This is a genomic window from Lentisalinibacter sediminis, assembly GCF_040706615.1.
GTDB lineage: Bacteria > Pseudomonadota > Gammaproteobacteria > Steroidobacterales > Woeseiaceae > Lentisalinibacter > Lentisalinibacter sediminis.
Window position 1 is genome coordinate 1 of sequence record NZ_JAPDRF010000005.1, and the last position, 20,704, is coordinate 20,704.

The following is a 20,704-nucleotide window of genomic DNA, read 5'->3' on the forward strand; positions in this document are numbered from 1 at the left end:
CGCCCAGCTCCTCCAGCAGCGCGTAGCGATCTTCCAAATCGAAAAAACCCGGCTGCATCCCCGTCACCTCGCGCCAAATCTCCTGCGCGCAATTTTGACAGGAATACGCCGGGGTTTTTAGAGGTTCCTTTTAGCCCCGATCCGCTGCGCGGTCGGGCCTGAAGGCCCTCCTACATGCCCATTGACGCTGCGGGATCGGGCCTGAAGGCCCTCCCACAGCCTTATTCCGGCTTCACGAACTTCAGCGTGAAGCGGTCGCTCTCGCCGATCTCGAGGAACCGCGGGTCCGCGCCGTCCCGCAGGCTCGGCGGCAGCGCCCAGACACCGCTCTCGTAGTCCTTGGTGTCCTTCGGGTTGGCGTTGATATCGGAACTGCCGGCCAGCTCGAAACCCGCCGCCTCGGCCAGTTCGATGGCGCGGGCCTCGCTGAAGTAGCCGGTGCGCTCGTCCGGGTCCGGCGGCGAGTCCGGATCCGCCCGGTGCTGCACCACGCCCAGCACGCCGCCCGGCTTCAGCACCTCGTAGGCGGCGGCCAGGACTTCCGCAGCGAACTCGTCACCCCAGCTGTGCATATTGCGGAAGGTGACCACCAGGTCCGCGCTGCCCGGCGGCGCGATGTCCGTCTTGCCGCGGCCGAGCACGGTGAGCTCGATGTCGCCGTAGACGTCGCGGTCCGCGATCTTCTCCTTGTATTTCGCGAGGTTGGTCTGCACGTACTCGCTGTCCAGCGTCGGGTCCCAGCTGGCCGCGTACAGCTTGCCCTCGTCCTTCAGCACCGGCGCCAGGATCTCCGTGTACCAGCCGCCGCCCGGCCAGAGCTCCACCACCGTCATGTCCGGCTCCAGGCCGAAGAACGTGAGCGTCTCCACCGGATGGCGGTACTCGTCCCGCGCCCTGTTGTCGGCGGAACGGTGCTCGCCGTCCGCCGCCGCCTGGATCGCCGTCCGGGCTTCGTCCGACGCGGCGGCATTGCCGGCGGCGAACAGCAGCAGCGCCGCCAAGGTTGCCAGCCTCCCCGGACTTGCCGGTTTCCGGAACGTCACAAAATCACGCATGGGTCTCTCTCCGTGGGTTGAATTCCGTTTCGCTGGATTACTCGCGGTAGGACGGGTCGCGCCGGTCCAGCTTGCGCAGCAGGGCAGGCCAGGCGAGTGCGCCGCCCATGCCCTTCGTCGCCTCGCGCATCTGCGCCCGGGCGCCCGCCAGGATGCGGTCGTCCACCCGGGTGAGTTCCGCGCCGCCCGACTGGGCGGCGATCTGGATCTGGCAGGCGGTCTCCAGCACGTACATGGCCAGGAAGGCCTCCGGGATGGAGGTGCCGCAGGTAAGCAGCCCGTGGTTGCGCAGGATCAACGAGTTGGCATTGCCGAGATCGGCCACCAGCCGCGGCTTCTCGGCCTCGTTCAGCGCCACGCCCTCGTAGTCGTGATAGCCGAGCGCGATCAGCGGGAATATCGACTGCTGCGAGATGGGCAGCAAGCCCTCCTTCTGGGCCGATACGGCGACTCCCGCCCGCGTGTGGGTATGCAACACGCACTGCACCTCGGGCCGCGCCTCGTGCACCGCGCTATGGATGACGAAGCCCGCCGGGTTCACAGGGTGCGGGCTGTCGATGACCTTGTTGCCGTCGAGGTCCACCTTCACCAGGCTGCTGGCCGTCATCTCCTCGAACAGCAGGCCGTAGGGGTTGATCAGGAAATGCTCCTCGGGCCCCGGCACCCGGGCGGAGATGTGGGTGAAGATCAGGTCGTCCCAGCCATGCAGCGCCACCAGGCGATAGGCCGCGGCGAGGTCCATCCGAGTGGCCCATTCCTCCGCTGAAACCTGGTCGCGCACCGTCATCGTCTTGGCGGCCGTGCTCATCACTCTCTCCCTCTGTCGTGGTCGCAGGCGGGACAGTATAGGACATCGGCCCGGCGCCGGGCGTTGCAACCATTTCGATGCGGGCTGCATCCATGGAGTAAAGGATGGCTGAAACACCAGGGAGAGTAGCTATGAAAACCCGCGGCAGAGTGAGCGAAGCACTGGCCCTCGGCCTGCTGATGCTGGCGGCGCTGCTGGCCGGCATCGCCGCCACCGGCAGCGAGCCGGTCGAGACGCGCATCGAGGTGGCGGCACAGGAGCCGCGCTGAGCGCGCCGGCCTGCGTCAGGTCCAGGCGCAGGCGTGGATATGGCTGATCTTCTGCCGCTGGGAGTAGCGGTAGAACTGCCTGAGCTCGCCCATGACCTCTTCGCCGGCATCGTGCAGGCGGGCGCCGATGCGCCGGCAGAATCGCCCGGCGTAGTCGTTGGCCAGCCGATAGCGCTCCCGCTCCTCCTCATCGAGTTCGCGGTCCAGCGACATCCGCTCGAACAGCAGGTGATGCAGGCGTGAGGCGACCGCCCGCCTGCCCTGCTCGCGGGCCAGCAGCACGGTGCTTACGAATTTGTCCACCTCGGCCTGCAGCTCCAGCTCGAGCAGTGTGACTTCGCGCCGGGCCGTGGCATTGTGCACCACGTAGTTGAAGTGGCTGATGCCCTCCACCGCGGTCCAGAGGTCGTCGAGATCGTCGTCGTCCAGCTCGTCCAGCGGGTTGCGCTCTCTGAGCCGCGCCAGCAGGGCGTCGTCCAGGTACAGCGTCAGCGAAACCTCATCGCCGTCGTGGCGGAGCAGCAGGCGCTCGTCCAGATGCCCGCGGGCACCGGGCGGCGTCAGTGCGCCTGCGGTCGCGGCATCGGTGACCAGGAAGTCCTCGATGGCCAGCCCGTGCTCGAGCTGATAGAGCGCGGCGAGGCGTTCCTGCAGATCGGTGACACGCACGGCTCAGTGCCGGGTGCCGGAACGGCTGTCGGACAGCGGCTCGATGCCTTCGCGGCGCAGGAGTGCCTCGGCCCTCTGGCTGCCCGTCTTCAGCCAGACCTCGTAGAGGCGGAGGATGTCGCGGTCCTGGCTGGTCCGCGCCGATTCGCTGACTTCGTTCAGCACGTCCACCATGACCTGGAACTTGCGCGCGAGCTCCCCGAAGATCGCGGAGAAGGCCCGGCCCCGGATGCTGCCGCGCATCTCGTCGGACAGCGAGCCGTAGGCGCTGCCGCCCATGTAGATGTAGTAGTCGAGATCCACCAGCTTCTGGGCCAGGCTGTCGGCGAAACAGCCGGCGATGAACAGCGCCACGTCACCCAGACGCTGCAGTGCGAACCGGCGTTCCTCCAGCGTCGGCGCGTCGACGGCGTCGCGCATCATGATGGCCAGCGGCTTCAGCCCGTAGTGGCCGCCGGCGTCCTCGTACAGCGCCTCGGAGCGCGAATACAGGGTAAGCAGGTTGACGACGTAGTGGGTGGCGTGGGGATCGATCTCCACCGACTGGCGGGAGACCACTTCCTCGATGCTCTCGTGGAAATATTGCTGCAGGTTGCTGACCGGGATGACGGTACCGTTGCTGTCCAGACGTTGGTCGGGGCTGAAGCCCCTCCTACCCTTGTTTTGCATGCGCCACACCTCCTCGACTCGCGCGAGCACGATATCGGCCGGCCTGGCGAATGAACTCCACGTCCACTTCGCACAGAGGTGTGCGCAGGGCCTGAGCGAAGGCTCATCCGCCGAGCCAACCGCGCAATTCCAGTTTCGGTCCGAAACCGGTCGGTTGTCGTGACCGGCTTCACGTCTGCCCCCCGTGACAGCGTGAAGGGATTCACAGTCCCGGTCCGCGCAACCGTGTTTATATTAAGCAAAGCCAGCCGGCAGACGTCAATAACTCTGTAGGAGGGCCTTCAGGCCCGATCTGGCTTTCTAATGGCGTTGGCCCATCATCGGGTGGGTAAGGGTCGCGGGGACGCTCAGTCGGACGTCCTGTCCTCCTTCGCTTCGGCCAGACCTCCTTCCCGCCGTCCTGGCTCCAGTCGGCCCGGACGACCCCGCAACCCTTACCCACCCGCTGACGGACCCGTAGCCGCAAGGTCTGGCACCAGTCAGCAGGCGACCCTGACTGGTGGATCCTCTCGGCCACCGCGAGGCGGCCGCCATGCGGGGGCATCTATCGCCGCGACCTTTTGTCGGGAGCAAGATGGATGCCCCCGCAGGGCGGCCATGAAAGAAGGTGAAGCGGTTGGAAAGCCGGGTCGGGCCTGAAGGCCCTCCTACATTTTTTGCGAGCGCATGAAATCCAGCGTCAGCCCGGTGAGGAGCTCCACGCCGGTGACCAGCGCGCTCTCTTCCACGTAGAACAGCGGCGAGTGGTTGGAGGGTGCGGTCATCGGGTCCTCGCCCGGCGGCGTGACGCCCAGGAACAGGAACAGGCCGGGCGTGCGCTGCGCATAATACGAGAAGTCCTCGGCACCCGTGATCAGTGGCGACTCGATCACGCGGCCCTCGCCGGCGACGCGCACTACGGTGTCGAGCATATCGTCGGTGAGCCCCGGATCGTTGACCGTCACCGGATAACCGAGATCGATGGTGGTCTGCGCCGTCGCTCCGTAACTCTCCGCCGTGAGTCGTGCCGTGCGTTCCAGCTTCTCGTGGATGGACTTGCGGATGTCCATGTCGAAGTTGCGGATGGTCCCGATCAGCGTGACTTCGTCGGGGATGATGTTGTTGCGGATGCCGCCCTCGATGACGCCAAAGGAGAGCACCGCCGGCGCTGCGGTGATGTCCACCTGCCGGCTGACGATGCTCTGGGCCGCGGTGACGATCTGCGCGGCGACGACGATCGGATCGACGCCGCCCCAGGGGCGCGAGCCGTGAGTCTGGCGGCCGCGCACCACGATCTCGAACCGGTCAGCGCTCGCCATGGCCGGGCCGGCCCGGTAGCCGACCATGCCCGCCGGCAGCATGGAGCTGACGTGCAGACCGAACACGGCCTCCGGCAGACGCTCGTCGAAGATGCCTTCCTTCAGCATCAGCTCGGCACCGCCTTCCTCACCCTCCGGCGCACCTTCCTCGGCCGGCTGGAATATGAACATCACGGAACCGGGCAGCTCGTCGCGCACCGCCGTCAGCGCCCGGGCGGCCCCGAGCAGCATGGCCATGTGGGTGTCGTGGCCGCAGGCGTGCATCACGCCGACCTCGCGACCCCGGAAGGTGCCCCTCGCCTTCGAAGCGAACGGCAGATCGACGCGCTCGGTGACGGGGAGTGCGTCCATGTCCGCCCGCAGCGCCACCAGAGGCCCGGGCTTGCCGCCCTCGAGATGCGCGACGACGCCAGTGTGAGCGATGCCGGTCTCCACCTCCAGTCCCATCGCGCGGAGTTCCCCGGCCACCTTCTTCGCGGTCTCGAACTCCCGGTTGCTGAGTTCCGGATGCTCGTGGAAGTGACGCCGCCACTCGATCACCTGTGGCTCGGCAGCCCGCGCCTCGGCGTTCAGCGTCTCGGCGAGGTCTGCGCTCGCCAGTGCCGGCACGAAGGCGATGAGCGAAAGCAAGAAAAGTCGGTTTCGGTGCATGGTCTCGGTCCCCCGGCAGTCTCTGCCCTGATTCGGCAACAGACCGCATAGTCTACCAGCGAGCGCCGGCAGCGGAGCCTCACCACATGCCGCGCAGCCTGCCGGCCACGTCGATGCGCCGGTCGCTGGTACCGAGGCCGCCGCCGTCCCCCGTGCCGGGAGCGGCATGGAACACGGATTCCAGCGTGCCGAGCACCCGCTCGGTGAGGAAGCGGCTGCGCGCGCCGTAGACGTGGCGGTCGCCGTGGCGGTGCTGCTGGGTCACGTGGTAGCGCAGCGGCGCGATCAGGTGCAGGTCGCGCTTGGCCCGGGTCATGGCCACGTACAGCAGGCGGCGCTCCTCCTCGATGAGCTCGGGGCTCGCCGTGGAGAATTCGGAGGGGAAGCTGCCGTCGGAGACGTTCAGGATTAACACCGAGTCCCACTCCTGGCCCTTGGCCGAGTGCACCGTCGACAGAATCAGGTAGTCCTCGTCCAGCAGCGGGTCGCCGGACAGGTCGCCGGTGGACTGAGGCGGATCCAGCGTCAGTTCCGACAGGAATCGCTCCCGGGTGGTGTACTTGCCGGCGATCCGCTCCAGGTGCTCCAGGTCCGCCGCGCGCGGTTCGGCGGCGTCGTACAGGCGCTCCAGGTGCGGCTGATACCAGCGCCGAACCTCGGCCACCTGGGTCTGCCAGGCCCCCGCGGCCGGCTGGCCGGCCAGCGAGCGCATCAGGCCGGCCAGCGCCGGCCAGTCTTCCCGGGCGGCGGCCGGCGGGCGGAATGCGGACAGCGCCGACAGCGAATGGTCGGCGGCCGCCACGTACTCGTAGCACCGTCCGGCGTGGGCCGGCCCCATGCCCTCCAGCAGCTTCAGCACCCGGAAGGCCGCCACCCGGTTCTTCGGGTTGTCGGCCCACTTCAGCACCGCGAGCATGTCCTTGACGTGGGCGGCCTCCAGGAACTTGAGCCCGCCGTATTTCACGTAGGGGATATTGCGGCGGACGAGTTCCAGCTCGAGCCGGTCGCTCGAATGCGCGCCGCGGAACAGCACAGCCTGCTGCTTGAGTTCCAGGCCCGCCTCCCGATTCGCCAGCACCCGACTCACGACGTAGTCGGTCTCCGCGTCCGCGTCTTCCACGGTGACGTAGCAGGGCCGGCTCCCGGAGCCCTGCTCGGACCAGAGCTGCTTGTCGTACTGCGCATCGCCCTCGGCGATAAGTGCGTTCGCGGCATCCAGGATTGGCTGCAGCGAGCGGTAGTTGCGCTCCAGCGTGACCACCCGCGCCGGCGGCGCGTAGCGTTCCGGGAACGACAGGATGTTCTCCACCTCGGCGGCGCGGAAGGAATAGATGGACTGGGCGTCGTCGCCCACCACGGTGACGCCCTCGCCCCGGGGCTTGATAGCGTGGAGTATCTCGGCCTGCAGCACGTTGGTGTCCTGGTACTCGTCGACCAGCACGTGATCGAAGCGTGCGCCGATGGCCGCCGCCAGCTCCGGGTCCGACACCAGGTGATACCAGTAGAGCAGCAGGTCGTCGTAGTCCAGCGCCTGGTGCTGCTGCTTGGTCTCGACGTAACGACGGAAGAGCTCGCGCAACTCCTGCTCCCAGTCGCCGCACCAGGGATAGGACGTGCGCAGGCAGTCGCCGATGTCTTCCCGGGCGTTCACGCAGCGGGAATAAACGGCGAGGCAGGTGTCTTTCCTGGGAAAACGCTTTGCCTTGGCGCTCAGGCCGAGCTCGTGGCGCACCAGGTCCATCAGGTCCGCCGCGTCACCGCGATCCAGCACCGAGAACGCGGGGTCCAGCCCGACGTTGCGGGCATAGTGGCGCAGCAGCCGGTTGGCGACCGAGTGGAAGGTGCCGGACCAGGCGAAACGCACGGCCCGCGAGTCCTCGGAGAGCCTGAGCGAACGGCGCACGATGGCCCGGGCCCGGCGCAGCATCTCCTCCGCCGCCCGCCGCGTGAACGTCAGCAGCAGGATGCGGTCCGGATCGACGCCTTCGATCACCAGGTTGGCCACCCGGTGAGCCAGCGTCATCGTCTTGCCGGTGCCGGCGCCGGCGATCACCAGCAGGGGACCGGCACGGAAACCGCCGCCCGCCCCGCGCTCACCCCACGCTGCCGCATCCCGCTGGGCCGGATTCAGGTGGGCCAGATGCTCGGCGGGCGCCGCCGCGGCGCCCGCCGGTGGCTGGTTTTCTGCAACCGTATCTTTCATCGCCCGGATTCATAGCACGGGTTCATGGGCCGGACCCGTCGGCCACGGATCGGCCATGGATCGACGAGCCACTACTGTATCAGCGTACAGTAGTGGATGGATCACCAGCTGTCGAGGGTCGCCTCAGTCGAGCATGAACTCCTCGACGGCGGCGGCGAGCGCCTCCGGCTGCTCGAAATGCACCATGTGCCCGGCACCCGGGATGGTGAGTTTGGTGAGCCGGGGGAAGGCGCCAAAGGCGTTGTCGGCGTCCACCCAGCGCATGTCCGGTGAGCTGAAATCCGTGTTGCCGCCGATCACGAACAGCACCGGCGCGGTGACGGCATGCCAGCAGGCCTCCGCCTCCGCGCGGCGGTACAGGACCGGGTTGCGCAGCTTGTGGGCGGGATCGGCCCGCAGCGTGACCTTGCCGGCCTCGTCCACCTCGGCCCAGCGCTCCGCCACGAACAGGGCCCGGTCGTCGGCAAGCGTCGGGCTGCGCTTCTTCACCCGCTCTGCCAGCTCCTCGAAGCGGTCGTAACGGGAATAGCCCTTGTTGCGGCTCTGATCCTCGATCCATTCCCGATAGCGCTTCGGCGCGTCCGCCGGATCGCCGTTACGCAGGCCGAAACCCTCGATGTTAACCAGCCTGGCGATCCGCTCGGGCATCACGCCGCCGTACAGCGAGAGGATGTTCGCGCCCATGCTGTGGCCGACCACACGGGCAGGCTCGTCCGGGCTGTAGATGGCGAGCAGCTCGTCCAGGTCGGCCAGGTAGTCGGGGAACCAGTAACCGTAGGTGCGGTGCCAGGACTTGCCGAAACCGCGCCAGTCCGGCGCGACGACGAACCAGTCGCGCTGCAGCGCGTCTACGACGAACTGGAAGGTGGAGCCGGCGTCACCCCAGCCGTGCAGCAGCACGAGCAGCGGTGCTCCCCGGTCGCCCCACAGATTCACGTGGTAGGTTACCCCGCGGATGTCGTGACGGGCCGCATAGCGCGGGACTCTCGGACGGTAACGGTCGGGCATGGTATTCCTGTGCGCTGGACTGGGGGTGGCCGGCGGCGAGTGTAAGCGCTCGGCAAGGTCCGGGGAAACGTTGACGCGCAGATTCAATTGCGGCCAGGGCCAGCGTCGCCCGGTCCTTCCTCCACTGACCGGCGCCCTGTGCAGGACTGGCCCGAGTCGCTAAAGTACCGGCTGATCCGGGTGAAGGAATGACATGGGCACAGGCGTCGTAATCAGCGGAACCGGACTCTGGGTACCGGAGCAGGGCATCGACAACGAGGAACTGGTGGCCGCCTACAACGCCTGGGTCGACCGGTTCCTCGAAGAGAACGCCGAGGCCGTGGCCGCCGGCGAGGTGGAGGCGCCGGAGAAATCCAGTCCCGAGTTCATCGAGAACGCCTCCGGGATAAGCCACCGCTACGTCTACACCCGCGAAGGCATCCTGGACCCGGAGCGCATGTGGCCGGTGTTCCCGGAGCGCGCCGACGACGAACTGTCGATCACGGCCGAGATCTCCGTGGCCGCCGCGCGCCAGGCACTGGCGAGCGCCGGCCTCGAGGGCAGCGACATCGACGCGGTGATCCTCTCCTGCTCCAACCTGGAGCGACCCTATCCCGCGCTGGCCGTCGAGGTGCAGCATGCCATCGGCGCCGGCGGCTATGCCTACGACATGAACGTGGCCTGCTCGTCGGCCACGTTCGGCCTGCAGAACGCCGTCGATGCGATCGCCGGCGGCTCCGCCCGGCGGGTCCTCATGGTGAACCCGGAGATCACCTCGGCCCACATCAACTGGCGCAGCCGGGATGCGCACTTCATCTTCGGCGACGTCTGCACGGCCGTGGTGCTGGAGCGCGCCGACGAGAGCCGGGCGGAGGAGCGCTGGGAGGTGCTGGGGACCAAGCTCGCCACACTCTACTCGAACAACATCCGCAACGATTTCGGCTTCATCAATCGCGGCCCCGAGGCCGACTTCTTCGACAGCGGCAAACTGTTCCGCCAGCAGGGCCGCAAGGTCTTCAAGGAAGTCTCGCCCCGGGCAGCCGATCACATCGGCGAGCATCTGCGTGAGAGCGACATCGACGTGGCGGACGTCGGCCGCTACTGGCTGCACCAGGCCAATCTGAACATGAACCAACTGGTGGTCAGGCGGCTGCTCGGCCGCGATGCCGGGGCGGACGAGGCGCCGGTCGTGCTCGACGAGTTCGCCAATACGGCATCCGCCGGCTCCATCATCGCCTTCCATCGGCACCGGGAAGGGCTCGGCGCCGGCGACGTCGGGGTGATCTGCTCCTTCGGTGCCGGTTACTCCATCGGCAGCGTCATCGTGCGGCGACTGTAGCCGCCACGACAGGGAGGTCGGACCCGGGCACATGACGTTCGAGATCGCGCTGGTCCTTGCCATCCTGGCCGCGGCCCTCGTCCTGTTCATCGGCGAGTGGATCCGCATGGACGTGGTGGCGCTGCTCGTGCTGGGCACGCTCGCGATCACCGGACTGGTCTCTCCCGACGAGGCCTTCAACGGTTTCTCCAACACGGCGGTGATCACCGTGTGGGCGATGTTCATCCTCTCCGACGGGCTGACGCGCACGGGCATCGCCAACGTCATCGGCCGCCAGGTCATGCGCCTGGCCGGACGGCGGGAAGTGGCCATGATCGTGGTGATCATGCTCACCGCAGGCTTTCTCTCCGCGTTCATGAACAACATCGGTGTGGCCGCACTCATGCTGCCGGTGGTGGTCGACATCGCCCGGCGCACCAGGGTGTCGCCATCCCGGCTGCTGATGCCGCTGGCCTATGCGAGCCTGCTCGGCGGCCTGATGACCATGATCGGCACGCCGCCGAACCTGCTGGTCAGCAATGCCATGGCCAGCGGCGGCTACGAGCCCTTCGGCCTGTTCGACTTCACCCCCGTCGGCGTCGTCGTAATGCTCGCCGGCACGCTGTTCGTCGCGCTCGTCGGCCGCCTGTTCCTGCCGAAGCGCAAGACCGAGAAACGTGACCGGGGCCGCAGCCAGCGGGCACTGCGATCCCAGTACAAGCTGGCCGAACGCACCTTCACGCTGCGCATCCCCCAGGACTCGATGCTGGTCGGCAAGACCCTCGGCGAGAGCCGCATCACCTCGGCCGCCGACCTGGTGGTGCTGGCGCTGCAGCGCTTCGGCCGCAGCGAGACGCTGCCGAACCGCCAGACCACGCTGCGCGCCGGCGACGAGCTGCTGGTGCAGGGGCAGCTGGACCGCTTCAGTGAGCTGCGCCGCCTGAGCGACCTGGTGATCGAGCGCGAGGCGCCGGTGCTGCAGTCCATGGTCGCCGAACAGCTCGCCCGGGCGGAGGTCGTGGTGGCGGATTCCTCTCCCCTGGTCGGCGACCTGGTGGCACACATCGGCTTCCGCCAGCGCTTCGGCGCGGACCTGCTGGCCATCCAGCGCCGGGACCAGTCGCCGCGGCGCACCAACCTGGCCTATGTGCCGCTGCGCGCCGGCGACCGGCTGCTGTTGCAGGGGCGCAAGGAGACCATCGAGGGTCTGCACGAGGTCAGCGACTTCGCCGAGGTGAGCCTGCTCGACGCCGACGAGGTCACGAAACGCTACGGCGCCGACGACCGGCTGTTCATCGTCCGCGTACCGCGGGAATCCGGGCTCGCCGGACGCAGCCTGGGCCGTACCCGGCTCACCGACGTGTTCGACTTCAAGGTGCTCGCCACCTTCCGGGACGGCAATCTGGAGCTGCTGCCCGGGCCGGACACGGAACTGGCGGGCAGCGACCTGCTGCTGATCCAGGGCGAGCCCGGCGACCTGGACGTGCTGCGGGCCCTGCAGGGCCTGGACCTCGACTCGAGGCCGTCCATGAAGCTGTCCAGCTTCGAATCCCGGCGGCTGGCCATGCAGGACGCCACCCTGGACCCGCGCAGCTCGCTGGTGGGCAAGAGCGTGGCGGAGCTGAACTTCCGCGAGCGCTACGGCCTGGAGCTGGTCGGCATCTGGCGCAACGGCGCGCCCGTCGAAGAGGATCTCCGCGACGTGCGGCTTGCGCTCGGCGACGCGCTGCTGCTGGTGGGGCCGCGGGAGAAGCTGGAACTTCTGGAACGCGACCCGGACTTCCTGGTGCTGACTCCCCTCGGCAAGGCGCCGCCGGATACCCGCCGCGCCCCGGTGGCCGCCGGCATCATGCTCGGCGTGGTCACCAGCGTGCTGGTCGGCTGGCTGCCCATCCAGATCGCCGCCGTGTTCGGCGCCACGCTGATGGTGCTGACCGGCTGTCTCAACATGGAGCAGGCCTACCGGGCCATCGAGTGGCGCGCCATCTTCCTCATCGCCGGCATGCTGCCGCTGGGTACCGCGATGCAGGAGACCGGCGCGGCCGCCTGGATCGCCGGCCACGTACTCTCGGTCACCGGCGATGCCGGCCCCTGGCCCGTGATCTTCTCGCTCTATGCCATGACCGCGATATCGACGGTGGTGATTCCGCCCGCGGTGCTGGTGGTGATCATGGCGCCGATCGTGCTGTCGGCGATGGCGGACATGGGCCTCGCGCCGGAGACCGCGATGATGGCCATGGCGGTCGCGGCGGCCGCGAGCTTCATGAGCCCGATCTCCCACCCTGCCAACATCCTGGTGATGGGCCCGGGCGGCTACCGCTTCGCCGACTACCTGCGGGTGGGCGTGCCGCTCACTCTGGTGGTGTTCGCGGTGGTCATGATCGTGCTGCCCCTCATCTGGCCGCTGAGGCCCGCCTGATACTCACGGCAGCAGCACGGTGGAGCCCGTGGTCCGCCGCGCCTCGAGGTCCCGGTGCGCGGCGGCGGCCTCTGCCAGCGGATAGCGCTGGTTCACCTCGACCTTCACGGCGCCGCTGCCGATCACCTCGAACAGCTCGCCCGCCGCGCCGAGCAGCGCCTGCCGCGTGGAGATGAAATCGAACAGCACCGGCCGGGTCACGTACAGCGAGCCCCGCTTCGCCAGCTCCAGCGGCGCGAAGGGCTCCACCGGTCCGGAGGCATTGCCGAAGGAGACCATCACGCCGTGGGGCCGCAGGCTGTCCAGCGAGGCGTAGAACGTATCCCGGCCCACCGAGTCGTAGACCGCCGCCACGCCCGCGCCACCGGTCAGCCGCCGCACCTCGCCGGCCAGGTCGTCGCTGTCAGCCATCACGATGTGCTCGCAGCCGTGCGCGCGTGCCAGCTCGGCCTTGGCCGCGGTGCTTACCGTGCCGATGACGGTGGCGCCCAGGTGTTTCGCCCACTGCACAGCGATCAGGCCCACGCCGCCTGCCGCCGCATGCAGCAGCACGGTATCCCCGGATCGAACCGGATAGCTGCGTTTCAGCAGGTACCAGGCCGTCAGGCCCTTCAGCATGGCGGCCGCCGCCGTCTCGTCGCCGATGGCGTCCGGCAGCGGCACCAGCAGGTCGGCATCGATCAGGCGCGCCTCGGCATAGGCGTCCGGCGGCCGGCCGGTGTAGGCCACCCGCTGGCCGATCTCGAGACCCTCGACGCCGTCGCCCAGGGCCTCCACGACGCCCGCGGCCTCGCTGCCCAGGCCGCTGGGCAGTTCCAGCGGATAGAGCCCGGAGCGGTGATAGGTGTCGATGAAGTTCAGGCCGATTGCCGTATGACGCAGCCGCACCTCGCCGGGGCCGGGCTCGCCGACCTCGACGTCGCACAACCGGAGGACCTCCGGCCCGCCGAATTCCTCGATGCGAATCGCTTTGACCATTTTTGCCATCGGGCCCTCCCGTCAGTGACCTTTTGCTCGCAGGCGGCGAGTCTAGCAGCCGGTGACGGCGTCGGATTAGGCGGCGCCGGCCGCGGCCCTTAGAATACCGGGCCGGGGAAGCACCGTGGCGGCCGCAGCAACGCAAGCGAGGAGGCATCGTGGGCAGAGTCGACAACAAGGTGGCGCTGGTGACCGGCGCTGCGCAGGGTCTGGGCGCGGCCATCGCCCGGATGCTGGCGCGGGAGGGAGCGCAGGTGGCGCTGACCGACATCAACTTCGCCGGTGCCGAAGAGCAGGCGCGAGCCATCAACGACGAACACGAGGGCGCGGCGCTGGCGCTGGAACACGACGTCACCGACGCAGCGCGCTGGCAGGCAGTGATCGCCGAGACGACGGACCGGTTCGGCGGCCTCAACATCCTGGTGAACAACGCCGGCATCGGTTCCATGTCCAGCGTGGAGGACGAGACGTGGGAAAACTGGCGCCACGTGCACGCGGTGGATCTCGACTCCGTGTTCTTCGGCTGCAAGTACTCGATCCCGGAGATCGCGGCCTCGGGCGGCGGCAGCATCGTCAACATCTCCTCCATCTCCGGCATCATCGCCGGCCACAACATGGCGGCCTACAACTCCGCCAAGGCGGCCGTGCGGCACCTGTCGAAATCCGTCGCACTGCACTGTGCGCGCAGCGGCAATGGCATTCGCTGCAACTCGGTGCACCCCGTGTTCATCGACACGCCGATCCTGTCCGGCATGCTCGATGCGGTGGGGCGGCAGAAGGGGCTGGACAAGCTCACCCGCCAGATACCGCTGGGCCGCATCGGCGACCCGGACGATGTCGCCTACGCCGTGCTCTATCTCGCCTCCGACGAGTCGAAGTTCGTCACCGGCGCCGAGCTGAAGGTGGATGGCGGCATCAGCGCCATGTGACCGGCGCCGGGAGATAGCGGGATGAGCGAGACGGTACTCGTGATCGGGGCCGGCCATGCGGCCGGCCAGCTGGTGAGCACGCTGCGGCACAAGGGCTACGATGGCCGCATCGTGCTGGCGGGCGAAGAGCCGTGGGTGCCCTATCAGCGCCCTCCGTTGTCGAAGAAATATCTCTCCGGGGAACTCCAGCAGAGTCGCCTGTACTTCAAGCCCCCCGGCTTCTATGAGGACGCGGAGGTGGATCTGCGCCTGTCGAACCGTGTGACCGTACTCGACACCGCGGCCCGCCGCGCAGAGCTGGAGAGCGGCGGCAGCATCGACTGGGACCACTGCGTCATCGCCACCGGCAGCCGGGTGCTACGGCTGCAGGCACCCGGCGCCGACCTGCCCGGGATTCACTACCTGCGCACCATCGACGACGTGGATGCGATCCGCGCGCACTTCGCGCCGGGCGCCCGCCTGGTGGTGGTGGGCGCCGGCTACATCGGGCTGGAGGTGGCCGCCGTCGCCGCGGTCGCCGGGCTGGACGTCACCGTGCTGGAACTGGCCGGTCGGGTGATGAGCCGGGTGGTCTCGCCCCCGGTCTCCGACTTCTACGAGGCCGAGCATCGCCGTCACGGGGTGCGTCTGCGCCTCGGCGAGGGGGTATCCGGCTTCGAGGGCGACGGCCGCGTGGAAGCGGTGGTAACCGCCGCCGGCGAGCGGGTGGCGGCGGACTTCGTGGTGGTGGGCATCGGCATCGAGCCGGTAACGGAGCTGGCGGCGAACGCCGGGCTCGCCTGCGACGACGGCATCCTGGTGGACGAGCACTGCCGCACCCGCGCCGACGGCGTCTACGCCGTGGGCGACTGCACCCGCCATCCCAACGGCGTCTACGGCCGCCAGCTGCGGCTGGAATCCGTACACAATGCCCTCGAGCAGGCCAAGACCGCCGCCGCCGGGATCTGCGGCGAGCGCGCACCCTACAACCAGGTGCCCTGGTTCTGGTCGGACCAGTACGACCTCAAGCTGCAGATCGCCGGGTTGTCCGAAGGCTGTGACCAGACGGTGATCCGGGGCGATCCTGGCGATCCTGGCGCACGGTCGTTCGCCTGCTTCTACCTGGCCGAGGGCCGGCTGCTGGCGGTGGATGCCGTCAACAGCCCGCGGGAATTCATGCTCTCGAAGCCGCTGATCGCGGCGCGCGCCACACCACCGGTGGAGGCGCTGGCCGACCCGGGCATATCACTGAAGGACCTTCACACGGTCGACGGTGGCGATCATCAATAGCGAGAAACCATGAAAGTATCCGAAGCGCTGGACTCGCGCCTGTCGGTGCGGGCCTTTCTGGACAAGCCCGTGCCCGAGGAAACGGTGCGCGAGATCCTCGAACGGGCGAGCCGTGCGCCCTCGGGCGGCAACCTGCAACCCTGGCACGTGATCGTGCTCACCGGCGCGGCGCGCGAACGCCTGCTCGACGCGGTCGCGCGCAAGATGCCCCACTCGCCGAAGGGCGAGGGCACCGAGTACAACATCTATCCGCCGGAGCTGAAGGAGCCCTACCGCACGCGGCGCTTCCGCATCGGCGAGATGATGTACGACAAACTCGGCATCCCCCGCGAGGACAAGGCGGCGCGGCTGATGCAGTTCGCGCACAACTACCGCTTCTTCGGCGCCCCCGTCGGACTGCTGTTCACAATCGACCGCAGCATGCAGGAGGGCCAGTGGGCGGACCTCGGCATGTTCATGCAGAGCATCATGCTGCTGGCCCGGGAGTACGGCCTGGACACCTGCCCCCAGGAAGCCTGGGCGGTCTGGTACCAGACGATCGGCGAGCTGTTCGAGATCCCGGAGGAGCACATGTTGTTCTGCGGCATGGCGCTCGGCTACCGGGACCCGGACGCGCCGGTGAATCAGCTACGCTCGGAGCGAGCGCCGCTCGCGGAGTTCGTCCGCTTTATTCGGGACTGACCGGGCCGGCCTGGCCGGCTGCGCCCGTTATCGCGACCAGCAGCGAGCCCTCCGCGGCGAGTCGGCCGTCACGCAGCGACAGCGCCTCCACCGACAGTGACTCCCTCGCCTCGCCCCGGGTGCCGGCGAAAACCCCGGCGCCGCCGGTCATGACGGCCACGCGACTGGGCCGGGGCCCGACCGTGATATCCCCGTCGAAGCTGCCCTGCCAGACGCCGTCGTCGGCGCGCCACGCCGGCACGAGCACGTGCCGTGTCAGCGGCCACAGATTGTCCACCCCATCCACGAACAGGGAACCACGACCCGGGAGATGCAGATTCCAGACACTGTCCGCCAGCAATTCGCCGGTGAGCGGCCGGGTCGCGGAGTCCAGCGTGGCGAAACGCACGCCGAAGCCCAGCCCTCGTCCGTCCACGTCCCGCAGCACCAGCACCCTTGCCTCGGTCCACGCCAGCGCCGGCTCCCACAGCGTCTCGGCCGACGCGGGGACGGGGGCGAGCAGGCCGTCGGTCGGCCCGGTGCGTGCCACGGTGTCGGCGGCAGTATCGTAGAACACCTCCACCGAGGCGTCCGGTGCAGCCGCCAGCGGCACCCGGGTGTTCTCCTGTACCAGCGGGTTGTAGTACAGCGCCAGAATCACGAGCAGTGCGCCGCAGAGGACACCGGCCAGCAGCGAGAGCGCGTATTTCATGGCGCGGCCCTCCCCGGGCGTGTGCCGATCTGCGTGAGCGTCATGATCTCGATGTCCCCGACCAGGCGTCCCTCGGCGTCCCGGCCCGACAGATTCCATTCCTCGCTGAAGCTGCCTGCGATTCCGGCGAACTCGCCACTGCCCCCGGCCACATCCCCCAGCATCTCGAACATCGGCAACATTGACGATTGCGCAGCCGGGTCCGCAGCGGCGCCGGCCAACGTCAGCGCGTGGGGCGAGACCTCGGGGCCGGCCGCCGTGAGGAACAGCGCGCCCCGAGCCGGGAGCATGAGCGTCCAGTCGATGTAGTCTCCGGCACCGCCGCCGATACGGCTCGCCAGACCGATGACCTTGCCGGAGGCGTTGCGCAACTTGTAGATCTCCACCGCCCCGTCGCCGGCGGCCGCGGGCAGGGAGAGCCCGGCCGGTACCGACGGCGCCGCGCTCCCGAGGGCTGCCACGCCGAGCACGCGGTCTTCCGGAATCTGGACGTGGAAACTCTCCGTGCGGCCGCCGTTCCTGGCGACGCCGGAGTCCGAGGCGAAGCGCACGGGATCCACGAACGGATACCAGCCGGCGAGCCATACGGCTCCGCCGATGCCGAGCAGCAGACCGAGCAGGAATGTTTTCTTCAACGGGCTCTCACGCCTCCGGGTTGCTGGCGGACCGGCTGTCGAACCCGACGGGCCGGATCGCTGGATTTTAGATAATCTGTGCCGCGGGTGGTCGCTGACTTGGACAAATTGTGAACCAGCACACAATTCGGGGCCATGATTGCCGATCCGGTGCCCGATATCGGGGAAACTCCGGTGCTACCGTTCACCACACCGACGCCGGGCCCCGGTTGGCGGCCCTTTGAAGCCCATGCACAGACTGACCCGCCTCCTGTGGCTCCTTCCGCTGCTGGCGCTGACGCCGGCGCCTGCCCCGTCCGCCGCCGCCGCGGACGTCACCATCGTCCACCACGAGTCACCGCAGGGCTGGCGCTTCGACGCGGCACCGACGGGCGGCGGGACGCTGGGTTTCACCGCCTTCGGCCGCAGCTGGCGCCTCGAACTTGCGCCCAACGCCAGGCTGTCCGCGGCGCTCGGGCGCAGTGGTGCTGCGCGTAACGCCGGTGTCGAGCTCTATCGCGGTCGCATCGCCGGGGTGCCGGGCTCCTGGCTGCGCCTGACCCGCGGCGGGGACGGTGGCTGGGCGGGCCTCATGTGGGACGGCGGCGAACTCTTTGCGCTCGAATCCGCAGCCGCGCTCCCGGTGGCGGACGATGGCGCCGAGATCGCCACCCGCCCTGCGGCGGAGCCCGGCGGAGTGCCGGTGGTATTCCGGCTGGCGGACATGCGCCTCGCGCCGGGCGCCCTCGGCTGCGCCGTCGCCGAGGGGCCCGTCTCACCGGCGGGCAGTGCCAAGGCGGACTTCGACGGCCTGGTGGCAGAACTGGCGAAGACCGTCGAGAGCGAGATCGACATCGCCGTGCTCGCGGATGCGGACTTCGCAGCCCGCCACCCGGATCCGCTGGCCGCACTGGCCACGCGGCTGAACAACATCGACGGGATCTTCTCCGAGCAGGTGGGCGTGACGATCAACGTCACCGACTTCCGGGTCTTCACGGCGGCGAACGACCCGCTCACCGACTCTACCGACCCGAGCACGCTGCTGTCCGACCTCGGCGACTACAAGTCCGGCCAACCCGATCTGCGAAACCTCGGTCTGGTGCACCTGTACACCGGCAGAGACCTGGACGAAGGCACTGCGGGCATCGCCTACCTGAGCGCTCTTTGCAGCACCCGTTTCGGTGCGGGGCTGAGCGAGGGCCGCCACGGCGTTACCAGGGACAGCCTGATCGGCGCCCACGAGATCGGCCACAACTTCGGCTCGCCCCACGACGGGGAAGACGGCTCCGCGTGCGAGAGCACGCCGCAGAATTTCCTGATGGCGCCGCGGCTGAACGGCAGCTCGACATTCTCCGCCTGCAGCCTCGAGCAGATGGCACCGCGGGTCGCCTCCGCCTTCTGCCTGAAGGCCCTGCCGGACGCCGACATGACCATCGCCGCGGCCGCCTCGCCGGCGACGGTGCTGGAAGGCGGTACGGTCAATCTCGAGGTCACTGCCAGCAACCTGGGCACGGCCACGGCAGAACTCGTGTCGATGAGCGTCGATCTGCCTGCGGGCGTCAGTCTGCGCGACGCCGGCGCGCTCTGCACCGCGGCGGCGGGCGGCGCCGAGTGCACGATAGGCACGGTCGCGGCAGGCGGCTCGGCGACGGCGAACCTGACCCTCGCCGCGGTCGACGAGGGCAGGGTCGACCTGGCCGTCGAAGTGCGGGCGGACAGCGACACACAACCGTCCAACAACACGGCCACCGCGGCACTGAGCATAGACCCGGCTGCCGACCTTGGCATTGCCCTGCAGGCGCCCGCAACACTCACCCGCGGCACGCGTGCCACGCTCGACCTGGCCGTGACCAACGCATCTCCGCGCACGGCCACCGGGGTGGTCGTGACCGTAAGCACCCCCGCTTTCCTCGAACCGGCGGCCGCACCCGGCACCGCGAACTGCACCGTCACGGCGGGTGCGGTCCGCTGCGAGGCGGCGGCCCTCGCCGGCGGCGACACCCTGACGATAGAACTGGCGGTCGACGCGGCACGGGAAGGCACCGGAACCGTGGAAGCGGTGGTGAGTGCGGCGCAGGGCGACCCGGATGAGGCCGACAATACGACGAGCCGCAGCATCGAGGTGAGCAGCGCCGCCGCCGCGACCAGTGGTGGCGGTGGTGGCGGCGGTCACGGCCTGTGGTTGCTGCTGCTGATGGCGGGTTGGCTCGGCGCGGCGCGGCGGAGCGCGTGAGCCGCAGCCAACCCGGTCGCATTCGCCGTACGGCAATCGCCGTGCACGGCGGCGCCGGGCTGATCCACCGCGACGACCTGCCTCCCGACGATGAAGCCCGCTATCACGAAGCACTGCGCGAAGCGCTCTCGGCGGGTCATGAGCTGCTCGCCACCGGTGGCAGCGCAATGAACGCGGTGACCGCAGCGGTCGTCGCGCTGGAAGACAACCCCCTGTTCAACGCCGGCCGCGGCGCGGTCTTCAACCATGAGGGCGGCCACGAGCTCGACGCCTCGGTCATGGACGGCAGCAACCTGGCGGCCGGCGCGGTGGCCGGCGTCCGCGGCGTGCGCAACCCGGTGCTCGCCGCCCGGGCCGTGATGGAGCATACGCCCTACGTGCTGCTGGCAGCCGCCGGCGCGGAAGCCTTCGCCCGCGAGCAGGGGCTCGCGATGGTCGAGCCGGACTGGTTCTCGACTCCCCGGCGCCGCGCCGAGTGGGAGCGCGCCCGCGCAGCTTCGGGGGCCGACAGCGCGGCGCGCCCGGAGGAATTCAGCCTGGGCACGGTCGGCGCCGTGGCACTGGATGACGGGGGTAACCTCGCCACAGCCACGTCCACGGGCGGCCTCACCAACAAACGCTGGGGCCGTGTCGGCGACACGCCGGTGATCGGTGCGGGCACCTGGGCGGAGAACGGCGTCTGCGCGGTGTCGACCACCGGCGACGGCGAGTACTTCCTGCGCACGGCAGCGGCACACGACGTCGCCGCGATGATCCGTTACGGCGGCTCTGAACTGGCCGCGGCGGCCCGGCGCGTGGTGTGCGAGAAGCTGCGCTCGCTGGGCGGCAGCGGCGGGCTTATCGCCCTGGACGAGACGGGCGTGCCCGTGTTCGCGCAGAACTGTCCCGGCATGTACCGGGGCGGCATCGACTGGCAGGGGCGCGTGACCACGGCCGTGTTCGCCGACGAATCCTGACCGGCGG

General features: G+C 68.9%; 18 protein-coding genes. 8 read left to right on the forward strand and 10 right to left on the reverse strand.

All coding sequences use genetic code 11. From position 1 onward, the window contains the following. Nucleotides 1-221: 221 nt before the first annotated feature. Together ACJMKX_RS10335 and ACJMKX_RS10340 are read right to left on the reverse strand one after the other, a co-directional pair. The gene (locus ACJMKX_RS10335; protein WP_405224593.1) at nucleotides 222-1,001 is read right to left on the reverse strand and encodes a class I SAM-dependent methyltransferase; all 780 of its coding nucleotides are present in this window, start codon (nucleotides 999-1,001) and stop codon (nucleotides 222-224) included. Nucleotides 1,002-1,092: 91 nt separating this feature from the next. Then, the gene (locus ACJMKX_RS10340; protein WP_405224595.1) at nucleotides 1,093-1,863 is read right to left on the reverse strand and encodes a class II aldolase/adducin family protein; all 771 of its coding nucleotides are present in this window, start codon (nucleotides 1,861-1,863) and stop codon (nucleotides 1,093-1,095) included. A 131-nt stretch (nucleotides 1,864-1,994) separates the two neighbouring features. Here ACJMKX_RS10340 and ACJMKX_RS10345 point away from each other — a divergent pair, with 131 nt between their 5' ends. Next, on the forward strand, nucleotides 1,995-2,132 hold the full coding sequence (locus tag ACJMKX_RS10345) for a hypothetical protein (protein WP_405224597.1): 138 nt from the start codon (nucleotides 1,995-1,997) through the stop codon (nucleotides 2,130-2,132). Between the two features lie 15 nt (nucleotides 2,133-2,147). Here ACJMKX_RS10345 and ACJMKX_RS10350 read toward each other — a convergent pair whose 3' ends face one another. From ACJMKX_RS10350 to ACJMKX_RS10370, 5 genes are all read right to left on the reverse strand, one after another. Next, nucleotides 2,148-2,801: a hypothetical protein gene (locus tag ACJMKX_RS10350; RefSeq protein WP_405224600.1), complete on the reverse strand. Its 654-nt coding sequence runs from the start codon at nucleotides 2,799-2,801 to the stop codon at nucleotides 2,148-2,150. A gap of 3 nt (nucleotides 2,802-2,804) precedes the next feature. Continuing rightward, nucleotides 2,805-3,470, reverse strand: a complete 666-nt coding sequence (locus ACJMKX_RS10355; RefSeq protein ID WP_405224602.1) for a hypothetical protein — start codon at nucleotides 3,468-3,470, stop codon at nucleotides 2,805-2,807. Between the two features lie 647 nt (nucleotides 3,471-4,117). Further along, a complete protein-coding gene (locus ACJMKX_RS10360) occupies nucleotides 4,118-5,419 on the reverse strand; it encodes an amidohydrolase (protein WP_405224605.1) in 1,302 nt (433 codons plus the stop codon). Between the two features lie 79 nt (nucleotides 5,420-5,498). Then, nucleotides 5,499-7,622 (reverse strand): ATP-dependent helicase, encoded by a 2,124-nt coding sequence (locus ACJMKX_RS10365; RefSeq protein WP_405224607.1) that lies wholly within the window; start codon nucleotides 7,620-7,622, stop codon nucleotides 5,499-5,501. 123 nt (nucleotides 7,623-7,745) lie between these two features. Then, the gene (locus ACJMKX_RS10370; protein WP_405224610.1) at nucleotides 7,746-8,630 is read right to left on the reverse strand and encodes an alpha/beta fold hydrolase; all 885 of its coding nucleotides are present in this window, start codon (nucleotides 8,628-8,630) and stop codon (nucleotides 7,746-7,748) included. Between the two features lie 193 nt (nucleotides 8,631-8,823). Between ACJMKX_RS10370 and ACJMKX_RS10375 the strand changes: the two genes are divergently transcribed. Next, entirely contained in the window at nucleotides 8,824-9,948 is a 1,125-nt protein-coding gene (locus tag ACJMKX_RS10375; RefSeq protein ID WP_405224613.1) for a beta-ketoacyl-ACP synthase III, read from the forward strand. A gap of 31 nt (nucleotides 9,949-9,979) precedes the next feature. Next, the gene (locus tag ACJMKX_RS10380) at nucleotides 9,980-12,346 is read left to right on the forward strand and encodes an SLC13 family permease (protein WP_405224616.1); all 2,367 of its coding nucleotides are present in this window, start codon (nucleotides 9,980-9,982) and stop codon (nucleotides 12,344-12,346) included. Between the two features lie 3 nt (nucleotides 12,347-12,349). Here the strand turns inward: ACJMKX_RS10380 and ACJMKX_RS10385 are convergent, their stop codons facing one another. Then, entirely contained in the window at nucleotides 12,350-13,324 is a 975-nt protein-coding gene (locus ACJMKX_RS10385) for a quinone oxidoreductase family protein (RefSeq protein WP_405226611.1), read from the reverse strand. Nucleotides 13,325-13,482: 158 nt separating this feature from the next. Between ACJMKX_RS10385 and ACJMKX_RS10390 the strand changes: the two genes are divergently transcribed. The 3 genes from ACJMKX_RS10390 to ACJMKX_RS10400 are packed head-to-tail and all read left to right on the forward strand — an operon-like array spanning nucleotide 13,483 to nucleotide 16,203. Next, on the forward strand, nucleotides 13,483-14,253 hold the full coding sequence (locus tag ACJMKX_RS10390) for an SDR family oxidoreductase (protein ID WP_405224619.1): 771 nt from the start codon (nucleotides 13,483-13,485) through the stop codon (nucleotides 14,251-14,253). Between the two features lie 21 nt (nucleotides 14,254-14,274). Further along, complete coding sequence (locus ACJMKX_RS10395) at nucleotides 14,275-15,522, forward strand: NAD(P)/FAD-dependent oxidoreductase (protein WP_405224621.1); 1,248 nt, start codon at nucleotides 14,275-14,277, stop codon at nucleotides 15,520-15,522. 9 nt (nucleotides 15,523-15,531) lie between these two features. Beyond that, nucleotides 15,532-16,203 (forward strand): nitroreductase, encoded by a 672-nt coding sequence (locus ACJMKX_RS10400; RefSeq protein ID WP_405224623.1) that lies wholly within the window; start codon nucleotides 15,532-15,534, stop codon nucleotides 16,201-16,203. Here the strand turns inward: ACJMKX_RS10400 and ACJMKX_RS10405 are convergent. Further along, a complete protein-coding gene (locus ACJMKX_RS10405; RefSeq protein ID WP_405224625.1) occupies nucleotides 16,190-16,894 on the reverse strand; it encodes a hypothetical protein in 705 nt (234 codons plus the stop codon). The genes ACJMKX_RS10400 and ACJMKX_RS10405 overlap by 14 nt on opposite strands. Further along, nucleotides 16,891-17,529 carry a hypothetical protein gene (locus tag ACJMKX_RS10410; protein ID WP_405224627.1) on the reverse strand — a complete coding sequence of 213 codons (639 nt, stop codon included), beginning with the start codon at nucleotides 17,527-17,529 and terminating at the stop codon, nucleotides 16,891-16,893. The genes ACJMKX_RS10405 and ACJMKX_RS10410 overlap by 4 nt, the downstream gene beginning before the upstream one ends. A 229-nt stretch (nucleotides 17,530-17,758) precedes the next feature. Between ACJMKX_RS10410 and ACJMKX_RS10415 the strand changes: the two genes are divergently transcribed. Both ACJMKX_RS10415 and ACJMKX_RS10420 read left to right on the forward strand, forming a co-directional pair. Continuing rightward, nucleotides 17,759-19,741, forward strand: coding sequence for a zinc-dependent metalloprotease family protein (locus ACJMKX_RS10415; RefSeq protein ID WP_405224629.1), 1,983 nt, complete (start codon nucleotides 17,759-17,761; stop codon nucleotides 19,739-19,741). Continuing rightward, nucleotides 19,738-20,697 (forward strand): isoaspartyl peptidase/L-asparaginase, encoded by a 960-nt coding sequence (locus ACJMKX_RS10420; RefSeq protein ID WP_405224632.1) that lies wholly within the window; start codon nucleotides 19,738-19,740, stop codon nucleotides 20,695-20,697. The genes ACJMKX_RS10415 and ACJMKX_RS10420 overlap by 4 nt, the downstream gene beginning before the upstream one ends. The last annotated feature ends 7 nt before the right edge of the window (nucleotides 20,698-20,704 follow it).